The sequence below is a fragment of the Streptomyces sp. NPDC059524 genome (genome assembly GCF_042749255.1).
Lineage (GTDB): Bacteria > Actinomycetota > Actinomycetes > Streptomycetales > Streptomycetaceae > Streptomyces > Streptomyces xanthii.
Map to the genome: position 1 here is coordinate 92,790 of NZ_JBHYTK010000007.1, position 13,663 is coordinate 106,452.

Consider the following 13,663-nt stretch of genomic DNA (forward strand, 5'->3'; position numbering starts at 1 on the left):
AGGGCCGTCGGAAAATTGACCGGGCGGTCAGCCCGTGACGATTCCGGTGACGAGGTTGATGGCCGTGGCGAGAATGCTGGTGCCGAAGACGTACGACAGGAGGCAATGCCGCAGAACGATCGCGCGCACCGTCGGACTGGACACGTTCGTGTCGGACACCTGATACGTCATGCCGAGGTTGTAACTGAAATAGAAGAAATCCCGGTAGGCGGGTTTTTCTTTTCCGTTGAAATCGATTCCGCCGCCCGCCGTGTGATAGACGAACGCATATCGGGTCGCGTACATCAGATGCAGGGCGGCCCAGGCCATGAACACTCCGCCGAGCGCGGTCGCCGCGGCGGCCTGCGCGTGCTCCGACCTGCCGCGCAGGAGCAGCAGCACGATGGCGACGAGCCCGCACAGGGAAACGCCCACCACGGCGAGCTCCTCGGTGACGGGGCGGAAGTCCTCCCGGCGGACGTTGCGGTGGGTGGCCTCGGCGTCGAGCGGCCACAGCACCAGCCAGCCGGACAGCACGAACAGCCCCTCCGTGGCCGCGATGCCGGCGAGCACACCGAGTCCGGCGTCCACGGTCAGGGCGACGGCCACTCCGATCAGCGCGCCGAGCACGACCGCGCCGACGAGCCGGGGAACGGCCGAGAGCGGCCTTCGGGTGTTCATGAGCGACCACGCTAGCCGCGCCCGCGCGGGGCGGCCCGCCGAATTCCGTTCTCGCGGGGAGCCCCGGCTCCGGGCAGACTTGAAACGCAGACCTGACAAGGGGAATACACCGCACATGCCGAACTTCCGGCGTTTCGCTCCGCCCGAGCCGCGGCACGGGTGGCGGCATTCGGCCCGGGGCGCCGGGCGTGCCCTCTCCCCGCGCGGGGCGTTCGCCCTGCACGAGGTCGACGGGGCGGTCGTGTTCGCCCTGCGGGCCGCGCTCGCGACGGGGGTCGTGGCGGTGCCGCTGAGCGTGGCCGGCCGGCCCGACCTCGCGGTGTACGCGACGCTCGGCTCGCTCACCACGACGTTCGGACGCAATCTGCCCTACGCGCGCCGCGTCCGGGTCCTCTCGGTGGCCGCGCTCGCAATGACCGCCGCCGTGGCCACGGGGTCGGCGCTCGCCGTCGCGGCGGATCCGCACGCGGGCGGGGCGGGGGCGCTGGCGGTGGTCGCGGCGACGGCCGTGGTGGCCGGGATCGCGAAGTTCGTCTGCGACGTCACGCGGGTCGGCGGACTCGGCGCGGTCCTGCTGCTCTTCGCTTTCGCGGTCGCGGCGAACGGGGCACCGGCCGCCGGCGACGTCCTCCCCCGCACCGGGCTCGCGGCGGCCGGCGCGGGCTGCGCCTGGCTGCTCGGGGTCGCGGGCGTGCTCCTGCACCCGGACCGGCCGCAGCGGCTCGCGGTGGCCATGGCGCTGCGCCGCGTGGCGGATCTGCTGGACGTCACCGGGGGCGCGGCCGGCCCGGCGACCCGGTCCGTACGGCATCGCGCGACGGTCGCCGTGCTGCACGCCTACCACTGCCTCGGCGTCCCTCCGCCGACGCGCACCCCCCGCGCCGTGCCCGGCGGTCAGGCCGATTTCGTCCGGCTCACCGATCTGGCCTGGTCCCTGCTGACCGGCTCCGGGGGCGCACCGGCAGCGGCGGCGGGCCCGGTCGCACGCGGGCTGCGCGCCCAGGCCCGGCTGCTCACGGGCCGCAGGCGCCGGGTGCCGCCGATCGTGGATCCCCTGCGGTCCCGGTCGGGCGCGCCGGAGCCGCATCCGCCGGAGGACCCGGGCGCGATGCGCGCCACCGAGCTGCTGCTGGGGCGCCCCGGCGGGCGGGAGCGGCTCGCGGCGGCGGCCGTTCCGGCATGGCGGATGGCGATCGGCACGGGCGCGGCGGGCGCGGTCGCCGCGCTGCTCGGTCTGGAGCACGGCTACTGGGCGGCGATCTCGGCGGCCGCCGTGCTGCACTCGGTGAACGTCCGCACCACCGCCCAGCGCGCCGTCCAGCGGACCCTGGGCACCGGGGTCGGCCTGCTCCTCGCGCTCGCCGTGCTCGGCCTGCACCTGGCGCCGGTGACGCTGACCGTGGTGATCGTGGTGCTGGAGTTCCTGCTGGAGTACGTCGCGGCCCGCAACTACGCGCTGGCCGTCGTCTTCCTCACCCCGATCGCCCTGCTCCTCACGGAGCTGGCGGTCCCGGCCCCCGCGGGCGAACTGGTCCTGGACCGCGTCCTCGGCAGTGTCGTGGGCATCGCGGTGGGCCTGCTGTGCGCCCTGCTGATCGTCCACGACCGCGCCGCCGTACGGGTCGAGCGGGCGCTGGCGGAGTGCCGGAGCGCGGCGGCGGACGCGGAACAGGCCCTGACCGGCCCGCCGAGTCCCCTGCTCCCCGTCGTCCAGATCCGCCTCGCCCTGGCCGTCGTGGAACTGCGGGAGGCCGACGACACGGCCGCCGGCGAACTGTGGCCGGCCGGCATCGACCCCACGGAGCTGGCCGCGGCCGAGGGCCGCGCGTACGCGTTGCTCGGCCGCCTGCGCCGTCCCTGACGGTCGGTCCCCCGCTCAGTAGCGCTGCGCCTTGGCGATCTTCGCGGTGAGGTGCGGCTCGGGCGGCTTGGTGCTGATGGCCAGAGGCTGCGCGCGCTCGCCCGGGTCCAGGTCCCGGGCCCCGACGACGGTGGACTCCACGACCTTGCCGTCGGCGTCGCTGAAGTCGACCTGGACCGCGTACGAAGCCTTCTGGTCCGTGCTGTTGGTGATGTGGACGACGAGAGCGCGGACGTTGTCCGTCTGGGCGAGCGGCTTGCCGGTGAGGGAGACGTCCTTCATCGCGTTGCCCTGGCCGTCCGCGGAGTCGAGCGCCTTGCGGTACTCCTGGCGGTTGCGTTCGACGTCGGCGGAGACGGAGGCCTCGAAGTCGTGGGCGCGCCGGGAGGCCGACGCCTCGGCGGACGCGGCGGCCTCCGATGCCGCGGACTCGGCCTCCGAGGCCTTCGAGGCGAGCGGGGACGGCGGTTCGCCCGAGAAGTTGGAGCGTTCGGGGGCGGTGGGGCGCGGGCTGGCGCTCGGGCCTGACTCGTCCCCGCCGTCGTCACCGCACGCGGTGAGTCCCGCGGCCCCGGCGAGCACGGTGCAGACGGCCAGGGCGACCGGCCCGCGCAGGGGCCGGCGGGAGCGTCCGCGCGGCAGGTCTGACCTCATCGGCGATCCTCTTTCGGTTTCACGGGGGCGGCGTCCGGTCGCGGGCCGTCAGAAGCGCAGGGCCGCGGCGATGTGCCCGGCCTCCGCGAGCGTGCCGTCGGCCACGAACACGACCTGGGCACCGGTCTCCAGGGCGGACTCCACGATCTCGTCGACGATGTCGTGCACGGCGTCGAGGTCGCCGTCGGCCGCCGGGGCGAGATGGCCCTCGCCCGCGCGCACCGTGACCCGGAAGTTCTCCTCCACGACGAGCCGCCGGATGCGCCCGTCGGCCGCCTCCTGCCACACCTCGTCGACGCCTGCGGCGTAGGTGTTGGCGCCGCGGGCCCGGTCGAGATCGGCGAGCGCCTCGGCCGTCTCGCGCTCGGCGTCGGCCGTGCGCGCGGGTGCGACGGCCCGGGCGACCGCGTCGGCCCTGCCGTGGGAGAGGCCGCCGAAGGGCACCTGGGCCGAGCCGTGGGCGGCGGTGCCGCTCTCGGTGAGCAGGGACAGTGCGGCGGGTTCGCCCGTCACGTAGAGGGGGCGCGGCTCGGCGCGCAGCAACTCGGCGAGGATGCCGTCCGCCTCGCGGAAGAACTGCCGTGTGGCCTCGTCGCGGTAGGTGCTCGGCACGTCGCCGACACGCTCCTTGCGTTCGACGTCGTCGTCCTCGAGGCTCCGGCTCTGCGGGAAGCCGTGCCCGGTGTCCTCCACGACGCGGTTGCCGCGCCCGTCCCAGAGCGTGATGCGGTCGGCGGCGACGGAGAGCACCCAGTACGGATGGGCCGCGGCGTCGGCCGCGACCAGGTTGCGGGTCAGGAACGTGTCGGCGACGACGACCCGGGCGGGCACCTCCCGGTCGATGGCCCAGACCTGGTGCTCGCCGGGGGCGGCGAACAGGACGAGCCCGTCCTTGGCGTGCACGAGGTCGGCCTCCTGCACGGCCGCGCGCAGATGCTTCAGGACGTCCTCGCGCCGCTCCTTGGTGACGCCGGGGTCGGCGTCCAACTGCCGGACCGCGTCGTCGACGAGGTTGCCCAGCCGGACGGGGTCCTGGGCGTCGTCCGGCGGGCGCCGGTGGGTGGTCATCGCCAGCGAGACGGCGGGGTACGAGCGCGGCCGGCGCAGCTCGCGGAGGATCTCCGGGTTGAGCGAGGAGTACATGCCTGGATGCCCCTTCCAAAGGCCAGATCACCCCATCCTGCCTATACAACGAAGATCCGGCAAAAGGTGCATAACGACACGGAACGGTACAAGAATGTGACCGAGCATCACCCGGCGAGGAGAGGCACGGCATGGAGCAGGCTTCCTCCGGCAGCACCGAGCAGGCCTCCCCCGGCGCCGCGGGCACGTCGTCCCCGCCCGCCGCCCGGCTGACGCTCTTCACCCTCACCACCCTGGTCATCGGCTCCATGGTCGGCGCCGGCGTCTTCTCCCTGCCGAGCCGCTTCGCCGAGGAGACCGGGGTCGCCGGCGCGCTCATCGCGTGGGCGATCGCCGGCACCGGCATGCTCATGCTCGCCTTCGTCTTCCAGTCGCTCGCCGTACGCAGACCCGACCTCGACGCGGGCGTCTACGCCTACGCCAAGGCGGGGTTCGGCGAGTACGTGGGCTTCTTCTCCGCGTTCGGCTACTGGGCGAGCTCCTGCGTCGGCAACGTGACGTACTGGGTCCTGATCATGTCGACGGTCGGCGCGATCTGGCCCGCGCTCGGCGAGGGCGACACCGCTCTCGCCGTGGTGCTGTCCTCCGCCGGCCTGTGGGCGTTCTTCCTGATGATCCGGCGCGGCGTGAAGGAGGCCACGGCCATCAACCGGATCGTCACGGTCGCCAAGGTCGTGCCCATCCTCGTCTTCGTCGTCCTCGCCCTGGTCTACTTCGACCCGGGCATCTTCGCCGGCAACTGGGGCGGCGCCGACTACGCCGGTTCCCTCTTCAGCCAGGTCCGCGGCACCATGCTCGCCACCGTCTTCGTGTTCCTCGGCGTCGAGGGCGCCAGCGTCTACTCCCGGCACGCGAAACGCCGCGAGGACGTCGGCCGGGCGACCCTGCTGGGCTTCGTCAGCGTCTTCGCGATCTTCGCGTCCGTGGTCATCGTCTCGTACGGGATCCTGCCGATGGACCGGATCGCCGGGCTGCGCCAGCCGTCCATGGCCGGGGTCCTGGAGGAGGCGGTCGGCACCTGGGGCAAGGTCTTCATCAGCGTCGGGCTGATCGTGTCCGTGCTCGGCGCCTACCTGGCCTGGACGCTGATGGCGGCCGAGGTGCTGTTCGTCGCCGCCAAGGACGACGACATGCCCCGTTTCCTGCGCCGCGCCAACCGAGCCGACGTCCCCGTCCCCGCGCTGCTCCTGACGACGCTCCTCACCCAGGTGGTGCTCGTCGTCACCGCGTTCTCCAGCGACGCCTTCAACTTCGCGCTCGACCTGACCAGTGCGCTGTCCCTCATCCCGTACCTGCTCGCCGCCGCCTTCGCCGCGAAGACCGGACTGCGCCCCGACCCCCGTACGACCGGCGGCCGGACCTCGGGGCGCGAGACGACGATCGCGCTCGTGGCGACGCTCTACACCGCGTTCCTGCTCTACGCGGCCGGGCTGAGATTCGTCCTCATCTCGTTCATCCTCTACGCACCGGCCACGATCCTGTTCGTGATGGCGCGGCGGGAACAGGGCAGGCGCCTGTTCTCCCCGCGCGAGCTCCTCATCCTCGCAGTCTCCGTGGCCGGCGCCGTCCTCGGCGTCGTGGCCCTGGCCGCCGACTGGATCAGCCTCTGACCCCCGGGAAGGCACACCGTGAACGACCGCTCCCCCCTGCCCTCCGCCGCGTACGGCGTCCACTCCGAGGTCGGCCGGCTGCGCAAGGTCCTGGTCTGCGCCCCGGGACTCGCCCACCGCAGACTCACCCCGACCAACTCGGACGACCTCCTCTTCGACGACGTCATGTGGGTGGAGAACGCCCAGCGCGACCACGCCGCCTTCGTCGCCGAGCTGCGCGGGCGCGGCGTCGACGTCGTGGAGCTGCACGAGGTGCTGGCCCGCACCATGGCGATCCCCGAGGCCAGGTCCTGGCTGCTCGACCGGAAGATCACCGCGAACCAGGTCGGGATCGGACTCATCGACGACACCCGCGCGTTCCTCGACACTCTGGAGCCGCACCTGCTCGCCGAGTACCTGATCGGCGGCCTCGCCACGGCCGACCTCCCCGACGCCTACCGTTCGCCGTACGTCGGCCTGGCGCGCGAGTCCACCGGCGCGCGCGAGTACCTGATGCCGCCGTTGCCCAACACCCTCTACACCCGCGACACCACGTGCTGGCTGTACGGCGGCCTCACGCTCAACCCCCTCTACTGGCCGGCCCGGCACGACGAGACGCTGCTCATGAAGGCCGTCTACCTCTTCCACCCCGACTTCACCGGCTCACGGGTGTGGTGGGGAGATCCCGAACGCGACTGGGGTCAGGCCACGTTCGAGGGCGGCGACATCATGCCCGTCGGCAACGGCGTCGTCCTGATGGGCATGAGCGAGCGCACGTCACGACAGGCCGTCACCCAGGTCGCACGGGCCCTGTTCGAGAACGGCGCCGCCGAGCAGGTGATCGTCGCGGGCATGCCCAGGCTGCGCTCGGCGATGCACCTGGACACCGTCTTCACGTTCGCGGACCGCGACATCGTCACCCTCTACCCGCGGATCATGGAGTCGGTCCACACGTTCACGCTGCGCCCCAGCGACCGGGCCCCGGGTCTCGACCTCACCGACGAGGGCTCGACCCCGTTCGTCGACGTCGTCGCGAAGGCGCTCGGCCTGCCCGGCCTGCAGGTCATCGAGACCGGCGGCGACGTGTACGCGTCCGAGCGCCAGCAGTGGGACAGCGGCAACAACGCCGTGGCCCTCGAACCCGGCGTCGTCTTCACGTACGACCGCAACACCCAGACGAACGCCCTGCTGCGCAAGGCCGGCGTCGAGGTCATCACCATCGTCGGGGCCGAGTTGGGCCGGGGCCGCGGCGGCGGGCACTGCATGACGTGCCCGATCGTCCGCGACCCGGTCGACTACTGACGCCTCCGCGTTCAGCGGGGACCGCCGGCACCGCGCGCGAGCGCCAGCACGCTCAGGCCGAACATGAGCACGCCCAGCGGCAGATGGACCGACGGCACGTGCGCGACACCGAGCACGACCTGCGCCGAGGCGAGCAGCAGGAAGCCGGTGGCGTGCCACACGGGCCGGACCGGACCGCCGCCCGGCTTCCACGCCAGCACCGCCGCGAGCAGGTACAGCATCGACGCCGCGTACATCACGCGGGCCCCGGCGCTGTGCAGCGCCTCCCCGTAGGAGGCGGTGAGCAGCAGTCCCGCCGAGACGGCCTGGAGGAAGATCGTCGCGGTCTGCACCGCGATCGCGACGCGCAGGAACGAGACGGTGCGCCGGGTGGTCGTCACGTGGGTGGTCATGGCCTGGTCCTCTTTCCCGCCCCGGGGGCAGTCGGTCGATAAGGTCTCGACAGGCCGACGACGCAGGCCGGCGAAAGGTAAGGCGAGGGGGCGGTCGGTGTGGGGACGGCGGGGGCGGACACGGACGCGGTCGCGGGTGAGCGGCGCCAACTGCTCAATGTGGCCTACCGGTTGCTCGGTTCGCTGGCCGAGGCGGAGGACGCGGTGCAGGAGGCGTACGCCCGCTGGTACGCGCTGCCCGGGGACCGCAGGGACGCGATCGCGGCGCCGGGCGCCTGGCTGACGACGGTGACCGGCCGGATCTGCCTGGACGTGCTCGGCTCGGCGCGCGCCCGGCGCGAGCGTTACGTCGGCGCGTGGCTGCCCGAGCCGCTCCCGGACCGGTCCGAGTGGGCGCACGGCCAGGGCGGCGACCCCGCCGAGCAGATGGTTCTCGACGAGTCCGTGAGCATGGCGTTCCTCGTCGTCCTGGAGTCGATGACGCCGGCCGAGCGGGTGGCGTTCGTACTGCACGACGTGTTCCGGTATCCGTTCGCGGAGATCGCGGAGGTCCTCGGCCGGTCGCCGGCGGCCTGCAAACAGCTGGCCGCCTCGGCGCGGCGCCGGGCGGGCGCCGCGCGCTCCGAGGGCGTCGCCGCCGGGCAGGCGGACGCGGTGCGGCAGGTCAGGCGGGCCTGGGAGGCGAAGGACATCGCCGCGCTCGTCGGCCTGCTCGCCCCGTCCGCCGTGATGACCTCGGACGGCGGCGGTCTGGCGGGGGCCGCGCTGCGCCCGGTCGAGGGGGCGGCGCGCATCGCCTCATACATGGTGGCGATCGCCGACAAGGCGCCGGGCCTGGAACTCCTGGAGCGCACGGTCAACGGCGCGCCGGGCCTCGTCGCGCTCCGGGACGGCGTGGTACTGACGGTGGCCGCGTTCGATCTCGCCGGGGGACGGGTCGCGCGGATCTGGGTGGTGCGCAATCCGGAGAAGCTGCGGGCCTGGTCGGGCGAGGACCGAGGCGCCCTGCCGGGGTGGTGACGCCCTGTGATAGCTTCCCCAAGCCAGTCGTACCTTTGTGCGTACTTGTACGTACTCGGGTCAGGGAATCCGGTGCAAGACCGGAACTGACGCGCAGCGGTGAGGGCGACGGGCGGGGCAACTGCCACTGGGCCGGGGGGAACCGGGCCCGGGAAGGCGCTCCGTCCGGACGACCCCGAGTCCGAAGACCTGCTGGCGGCCCCGCCCGTCCACCGGCCGGGGCGGACCGTTGGCCGGCTCCGCGTTTGAGCCCTGGACGCTAAAGGATCTCCCGTGCCCTTCGCACGTCTCGCCCGCTTCTGTGCCCTCGTGCCGATCACCGCGCTGCTGCTCACCGCGTGCGGCTCCGGCGCCCCGTCGGACCACGCCGGCGACGCGGCCGGCGCCGGTGTCACGCTCACCAACTGCGGGCAGCGCGTGCACGTCCCGCACCCGCCGCGCCGCGCCGTCGCCCTCGACCAGGGTTCCGCCGAGATCATGCTGTCCCTCGGCCTCGCCGACCGGATGGCGGGCACCGGCACCTGGACCGACCCGGTGCGCCCGAACCTTGCGAAGGCGAACGCGAAGGTGCCGCGCCTCGCGGAGCGCTACCCGTCGTTCGAGAAGGTCCTCGACAAGGAACCCGACTTCGCCGCCGCCTCGTTCGGCTACACCCTCGGCAAGGGCGGCGTGGCACCGCGCGCCTCGTTCGAGAAGCTCGGCGTGCCGACGTACCTCTCCCCCACCGACTGCGCGGACAAGGACAACAGCGGTGACGGCGACGGCGTCCGCACCGAGGCGCTGACGATGGACACGGTCTACGGCGAGATCCGGGACCTGGCGCGGATCTTCGACGTGCGCGAGCGCGGCGAGAAGCTGGTGACGCGGCTCAAGTCGCGGGTGCGGAAGGCCGCTTCGGGCGCGGACGCCGAGGGCGTGAGCGTCCTGTACTGGTTCTCCGACTCCAAGTCGCCGTACATGGCTGGCTGTTGCGGCGCGCCCGGCGTCATCACGAACGCGCTCGGGGTGCGCAACGTCTTCGACGACACGCACGAGGAGTGGCCGCAGATCAACTGGGAGACGGTCGTGGACCGCGATCCGGACGTCCTGGTGATCGGCGATCTGACCCGGCGCTCGCAGTCGGCAGAATCGGCGGCGCAGAAGATCAGGTTCCTGGAGTCCGACCCCGCGACCCGGAACATGAAGGCGGTCCGCGAGAAGCGGTACGTGCTGCTCAAGGGTCAGGACCTCAACCCGACGATCCGCACCGTGGACGGCGTGGAGAAGGTGGCGGCGGCGCTGCGCGCGTTCGGCCTCACCAAGTGACCCGTCCGCGCGCGGCGTCGTACGCGGCGGCGGGCCTCGCCGCCCTGTGCGTCTCGGTCGCCGTGGCCATCACGATCGGGCCCGCGCACATCGGGGTCGGCGACGTGTGGGCTTCGGTGGCGGCCCGGCTCGGCTGGGGCAGCTCGGACCTGTCGCCGATCCGCGACGGGATCGTGTGGAACCTGCGGCTGCCGCGCACCCTGCTGGCCGCCGTGTCCGGGGCGGGCCTCGCGGTCTGCGGCACGGTCCTGCAGGCCCTGCTGCGCAATCCGCTCGCCGACCCGTTCGTGCTCGGCGTCTCCTCCGGGGCCTCGACCGGCGCGGTCCTGGTCGTCGTGCTGGGGATCGGCGGGGGCGCCCTGTCGGTGTCCGGCGGCGCGTTCCTGGGCGCCGTCTGTTCGTTCGGCCTGGTGCTGGTGCTCAGTCACGCGCTGGGCGGAACCACGGACCGGGTGGTGCTGTGCGGCGTCGCGGCGATGCAGCTCTTCTCGGCGCTGACCTCGTTCGTCGTCCTGACGGCGGCCGACGCGGAGACCACGCGCGGCGTCCTGTTCTGGCTGCTCGGCTCGCTCGGCGGCGTCGGCTGGACCGAGGTGTGGCTGTGTCTGGCGGTCCTCGTGGTCACGCTCGCGGTGTGTCTCGGACACGGGCGGACCCTCGACGCGTTCGCGTTCGGCCCCGAGGCGGCGGCCGCGCTCGGCGTGCGGGTGGCCCGCACCCGGCTCGTCCTGCTGTGCGTGACGGCGCTCCTGACGGCGGCGCTGGTCAGCGCGGCGGGCGCGATCGGCTTCGTCGGACTGGTGCTGCCGCACGCGGCCCGCGCCCTGGTGGGCCCCGGACACACCCGGCTGCTCCCGGCCACCGCGCTCGCCGGTGCCGTGTTCCTGGTGTGGGTCGACACGCTCGCCCGCACCGTCCTCGAACCGCAGGAGGTCCCCGTGGGGGTGGTGACGTCACTGATCGGCGTGCCCGCGTTCGTGTACGTGCTGTGGCGCGGCCGGAGCACCCGATGACGGCGGGGCTCGGCGCCGAGCGCGTGGCCCGCACGGCGGGCGGGACGCTGATCCTGGACGGGGTCTGTCTCGCGCCGAAGCCCGGTTCGGTGACGGGGGTGCTGGGGCCGAACGGGTCGGGCAAGTCGACGCTGTTGCGGCTGCTCGCCGGGGTGCTCGCGCCGACGGCCGGTGTCGTCACGCTCGACGGCGAGCCGCTCGCCGGGGTGGGGCGCAGGGAGGCGGCGCGCCGGATCGCGCTGGTGCAGCAGCAGTCCGACACGCAGGTGGAGCTGACGGTCGCCGACGTGGTGCGGCTCGGCCGGATCCCGCACCGCAGGGCGTGGTCGCCGGCCTCGGCCGCCGACGAGCGGGCGGTGCGCTCCGCGCTGGAGCGCAGCGGCCTCGCCGACCGCGCGGACCGGCCGTGGCACACCCTGTCGGGCGGTGAGCGGCAGCGGGTGCAGATCGCGCGGGCGCTGGCCCAGGAACCGCGCGAGCTGCTCCTGGACGAGCCGACCAACCACCTCGACATCCAGCACCAGCTGGAGCTCCTCGACCTGGTCCGCTCCCTCGACCTGACGTGTGTGATCGCCCTGCACGACCTGAACCTCGCGGCCACCTACTGCGACGAGGTCGTCGTGCTGCGCGCGGGCCGGGTCGTGACCGCCGGCACCCCGGGCGCGGTGCTGACGGAGGAACTGGTCGCCGACGTCTACGGCGTACGGGCCCGGATCACACACCCGGACCCGGACCGCGGACCGCACATCCGTTTCCTGGGTACGGTCTGAGGGCGCGGGGCTCCGCGGTCACTCGAAGCGGTCGGTGTCGCCCGCGCCGTACCGGACGATCTCGGCCTCGCCGTCGGAGAAGTCGATGACGGTGGTCGGCTCGGTGCCGCAGTCGCCGGAGTCGAGCACCGCGTCGACGGAGTGGTCGAGCCGCTCCTTGATCTCCCAGCCCTGGGTGAGCGGTTCGTCCTCGCCGGGCAGCAGCAGCGTGCTCGACAGGAGCGGTTCGCCGAGCTCGGCGAGCAGGGCCTGGGTGACGACGTGGTCGGGGATGCGGACGCCGACGGTCTTCTTCTTCGGGTGCTGGAGCTGGCGCGGCACCTCGCGGCTCGCCGGCAGGATGAAGGTGTACTTGCCGGGCGTGGCCGCCTTGATGGCGCGGAACACGTCGTTGTCGATGTGCACGAACCGGCCGAGCTGCGCGAAGTCCTGGCACACCAGCGTGAAGTGGTGCTTGTCGTCGAGCTGGCGGATCGCGCGGATCCGGTCGACGCCCTCGCGGTTGCCGAGCCGCGCGCCCAGCGCGTAGCAGGAGTCCGTCGGATAGGCGACGAGCGCCCCGTCGCGGATGCTGTCGGCGACGGCCGTGATCAGGCGCGCCTGCGGGTTCTCGGGATGCACGTCGAAGTACCTGGCCATGCGGCGAGCGTACGGGATCGGGCGGGCGCCTCCGGGGTACACGGCCGGGAATCGCGGGCACGTGCGACAATCCCGGCGCGACAATCCCGACACCCGCACCCCCTGGTCCCCCGCGCGCACAGGTCGACGGACCATACTGGTCGGGCCCCGTCCGCTCACAGATCGACTCCATGGCCAAGAAGAAACCTTCCTCGAACCCCGCCCCCTCGACCGTCTGGCCGGCCCGCGGCCGCCACACCGGTCCCGAGCCCGAGCAGGACGTCCGGCGCAACCTGATCGCTCTCGAGGCGGCCGGGGTGCTGGACGGCTTCGTCGACCTCGATCCGGCCGACGCCGCGCGCTCCACGGCCCTGCACCCCCGTGACGAGGACGCCGACCCGGGCCCCGGTGCCCGGCGCGTCTTCGAGGCCCGCTGGCGGGTGGACGGCGACGTCACCGTGCGGGCGCAGCTGACGACGTACGAGCCGGAGGCCCGGCGCCGTGAGACCGACGGCGGCGTGCCGTGGGTCCTGGCGGCGGAGGCCGAGGCCGAGTGGCGGCCGCACTGGCCCTCGCCCGCGACGATGTTCTGGCCGGACAGCGAGCGGGTGCCGTGGGACCACGAGACGGTGGCCGGGCTGCGCATCCGCGCGACGAACCCGCTGCCCAAGGACGACGACGAGGTGCGCCGCCTGCTGCGCGAGTGCTCGCGCGACAGCTGGTACACGCACGTCGTGGTGCACGAGGCGATGACCCCGGACCTGCGCGGGCAGCTCCCGGTCGTCTCCGCGCTGCCGCCGAGCCTGCGCCACCGGGTGATCGAGCACCGGGCGGCGCCCGAACTGGCGCAGATCGTGGACTTCGCGCTGCGCAAGGAGCTGGACGTGCGGCTGCCACGCGGCGGCGCCGTCGTGCTGCCCGCGACGCCGCGCGAGCCGGGGTACGAGCCGGAGGCCTTCACCGTCCGCAGCGTGTTCCTGGACGGGTCGGAGCAGCCGGAGCTGCTGGACCGGATCGTGGCCGCGACGGCGCTGCCGAGGCCGCTGTCCGCCGAGGCGGAGCGGGTGGTTAACCGGCTGCGCAAGGGCTGGCACCTGCTGACGCCCGAGGAGGAGCTGGCGCACGCGCAGGACATGGTCGGCCGGTACGCGGAGGCGCTGGACGCCATGACCAAGTCCCGTGACCTGTACAAGGAGGCGGCCGAGGCGGCGCAGGCCGCGCTGGCGGAGGCCGGCTCGGGGGGGTGGGTGAGGAGCGGGCGCACGGAGGCCGGCGGGGCGCACGCCCCCGGCGCCGCGCCCGCTTCCCTGTGGTCGGCGGCCGGGAGACCAAGACG

13 protein-coding genes and 1 riboswitch are annotated in these 13,663 nt (G+C 73.4%); of the genes, 8 read left to right on the top strand and 5 right to left on the bottom strand.

The genetic code is table 11. The features are described 5' to 3' along the window. Positions 1-27 precede the first annotated feature (27 nt). On the bottom strand, positions 28-660 hold the full coding sequence (locus ACFW9D_RS03480; protein WP_188335360.1) for a DUF1345 domain-containing protein: 633 nt from the start codon (positions 658-660) through the stop codon (positions 28-30). 115 nt (positions 661-775) lie between these two features. Here ACFW9D_RS03480 and ACFW9D_RS03485 point away from each other — a divergent pair, with 115 nt between their 5' ends. Then, positions 776-2,521: an FUSC family protein gene (locus ACFW9D_RS03485; protein ID WP_384617244.1), complete on the top strand. Its 1,746-nt coding sequence runs from the start codon at positions 776-778 to the stop codon at positions 2,519-2,521. Between the two features lie 15 nt (positions 2,522-2,536). Here the strand turns inward: ACFW9D_RS03485 and ACFW9D_RS03490 are convergent, their stop codons facing one another. Together ACFW9D_RS03490 and ACFW9D_RS03495 are read right to left on the bottom strand one after the other, a co-directional pair. After that, complete coding sequence (locus ACFW9D_RS03490) at positions 2,537-3,175, bottom strand: FxLYD domain-containing protein (RefSeq protein WP_384617247.1); 639 nt, start codon at positions 3,173-3,175, stop codon at positions 2,537-2,539. Positions 3,176-3,223: 48 nt separating this feature from the next. Then, positions 3,224-4,318 carry a chemotaxis protein gene (locus tag ACFW9D_RS03495; protein WP_384617249.1) on the bottom strand — a complete coding sequence of 365 codons (1,095 nt, stop codon included), beginning with the start codon at positions 4,316-4,318 and terminating at the stop codon, positions 3,224-3,226. Between the two features lie 131 nt (positions 4,319-4,449). Between ACFW9D_RS03495 and ACFW9D_RS03500 the strand changes: the two genes are divergently transcribed. Together ACFW9D_RS03500 and ACFW9D_RS03505 are read left to right on the top strand one after the other, a co-directional pair. After that, positions 4,450-5,928, top strand: coding sequence for a basic amino acid/polyamine antiporter (locus ACFW9D_RS03500; protein WP_384617252.1), 1,479 nt, complete (start codon positions 4,450-4,452; stop codon positions 5,926-5,928). Positions 5,929-5,946: 18 nt separating this feature from the next. Beyond that, positions 5,947-7,209, top strand: coding sequence for an arginine deiminase (locus ACFW9D_RS03505; protein ID WP_188335364.1), 1,263 nt, complete (start codon positions 5,947-5,949; stop codon positions 7,207-7,209). Between the two features lie 11 nt (positions 7,210-7,220). Here the strand turns inward: ACFW9D_RS03505 and ACFW9D_RS03510 are convergent, their stop codons facing one another. Then, on the bottom strand, positions 7,221-7,601 hold the full coding sequence (locus tag ACFW9D_RS03510; RefSeq protein WP_188335365.1) for a hypothetical protein: 381 nt from the start codon (positions 7,599-7,601) through the stop codon (positions 7,221-7,223). A 99-nt stretch (positions 7,602-7,700) separates the two neighbouring features. On the opposite strand from ACFW9D_RS03510, the gene sigJ reads away from it, so the two are divergent. The 4 genes from sigJ (at position 7,701) to ACFW9D_RS03530 (ending at position 11,709) form a co-directional block, all read left to right on the top strand. After that, complete coding sequence (gene sigJ / locus ACFW9D_RS03515) at positions 7,701-8,621, top strand: RNA polymerase sigma factor SigJ (protein ID WP_384617256.1); 921 nt, start codon at positions 7,701-7,703, stop codon at positions 8,619-8,621. Positions 8,622-8,628: 7 nt separating this feature from the next. Continuing rightward, positions 8,629-8,833: riboswitch (cobalamin riboswitch) on the top strand. Positions 8,834-8,894: 61 nt separating this feature from the next. After that, entirely contained in the window at positions 8,895-9,926 is a 1,032-nt protein-coding gene (locus ACFW9D_RS03520) for an ABC transporter substrate-binding protein (RefSeq protein WP_384617259.1), read from the top strand. Next, on the top strand, positions 9,923-10,939 hold the full coding sequence (locus tag ACFW9D_RS03525; RefSeq protein ID WP_384617262.1) for a FecCD family ABC transporter permease: 1,017 nt from the start codon (positions 9,923-9,925) through the stop codon (positions 10,937-10,939). The genes ACFW9D_RS03520 and ACFW9D_RS03525 overlap by 4 nt, the downstream gene beginning before the upstream one ends. Continuing rightward, positions 10,936-11,709: an ABC transporter ATP-binding protein gene (locus tag ACFW9D_RS03530; protein WP_384617265.1), complete on the top strand. Its 774-nt coding sequence runs from the start codon at positions 10,936-10,938 to the stop codon at positions 11,707-11,709. Before ACFW9D_RS03525 ends, ACFW9D_RS03530 begins: the two co-directional genes overlap by 4 nt. An 18-nt stretch (positions 11,710-11,727) precedes the next feature. On the opposite strand, the gene ACFW9D_RS03535 is transcribed toward ACFW9D_RS03530, so the two are convergent. Next, positions 11,728-12,348, bottom strand: coding sequence for an L-threonylcarbamoyladenylate synthase (locus ACFW9D_RS03535; protein ID WP_188335370.1), 621 nt, complete (start codon positions 12,346-12,348; stop codon positions 11,728-11,730). Between the two features lie 170 nt (positions 12,349-12,518). On the opposite strand from ACFW9D_RS03535, the gene ACFW9D_RS03540 reads away from it, so the two are divergent. Beyond that, positions 12,519-13,663: hypothetical protein (locus tag ACFW9D_RS03540; protein ID WP_384617268.1), on the top strand; the 1,145-nt coding region annotated here is incomplete at its 3' end.

Coding starts and splice junctions, on each gene's coding strand:
- ACFW9D_RS03535 (WP_188335370.1), bottom strand. CDS start 12,348: ATGGCCAGGTACTTCGACGTGCATCCCGAGAACCCGCAGGCGCGCCTG.
- ACFW9D_RS03510 (WP_188335365.1), bottom strand. CDS start 7,601: ATGACCACCCACGTGACGACCACCCGGCGCACCGTCTCGTTCCTGCGC.
- ACFW9D_RS03485 (WP_384617244.1), top strand. CDS start 776: ATGCCGAACTTCCGGCGTTTCGCTCCGCCCGAGCCGCGGCACGGGTGG.
- ACFW9D_RS03490 (WP_384617247.1), bottom strand. CDS start 3,175: ATGAGGTCAGACCTGCCGCGCGGACGCTCCCGCCGGCCCCTGCGCGGG.
- ACFW9D_RS03530 (WP_384617265.1), top strand. CDS start 10,936: ATGACGGCGGGGCTCGGCGCCGAGCGCGTGGCCCGCACGGCGGGCGGG.
- ACFW9D_RS03480 (WP_188335360.1), bottom strand. CDS start 660: ATGAACACCCGAAGGCCGCTCTCGGCCGTTCCCCGGCTCGTCGGCGCG.
- ACFW9D_RS03495 (WP_384617249.1), bottom strand. CDS start 4,318: ATGTACTCCTCGCTCAACCCGGAGATCCTCCGCGAGCTGCGCCGGCCG.
- ACFW9D_RS03500 (WP_384617252.1), top strand. CDS start 4,450: ATGGAGCAGGCTTCCTCCGGCAGCACCGAGCAGGCCTCCCCCGGCGCC.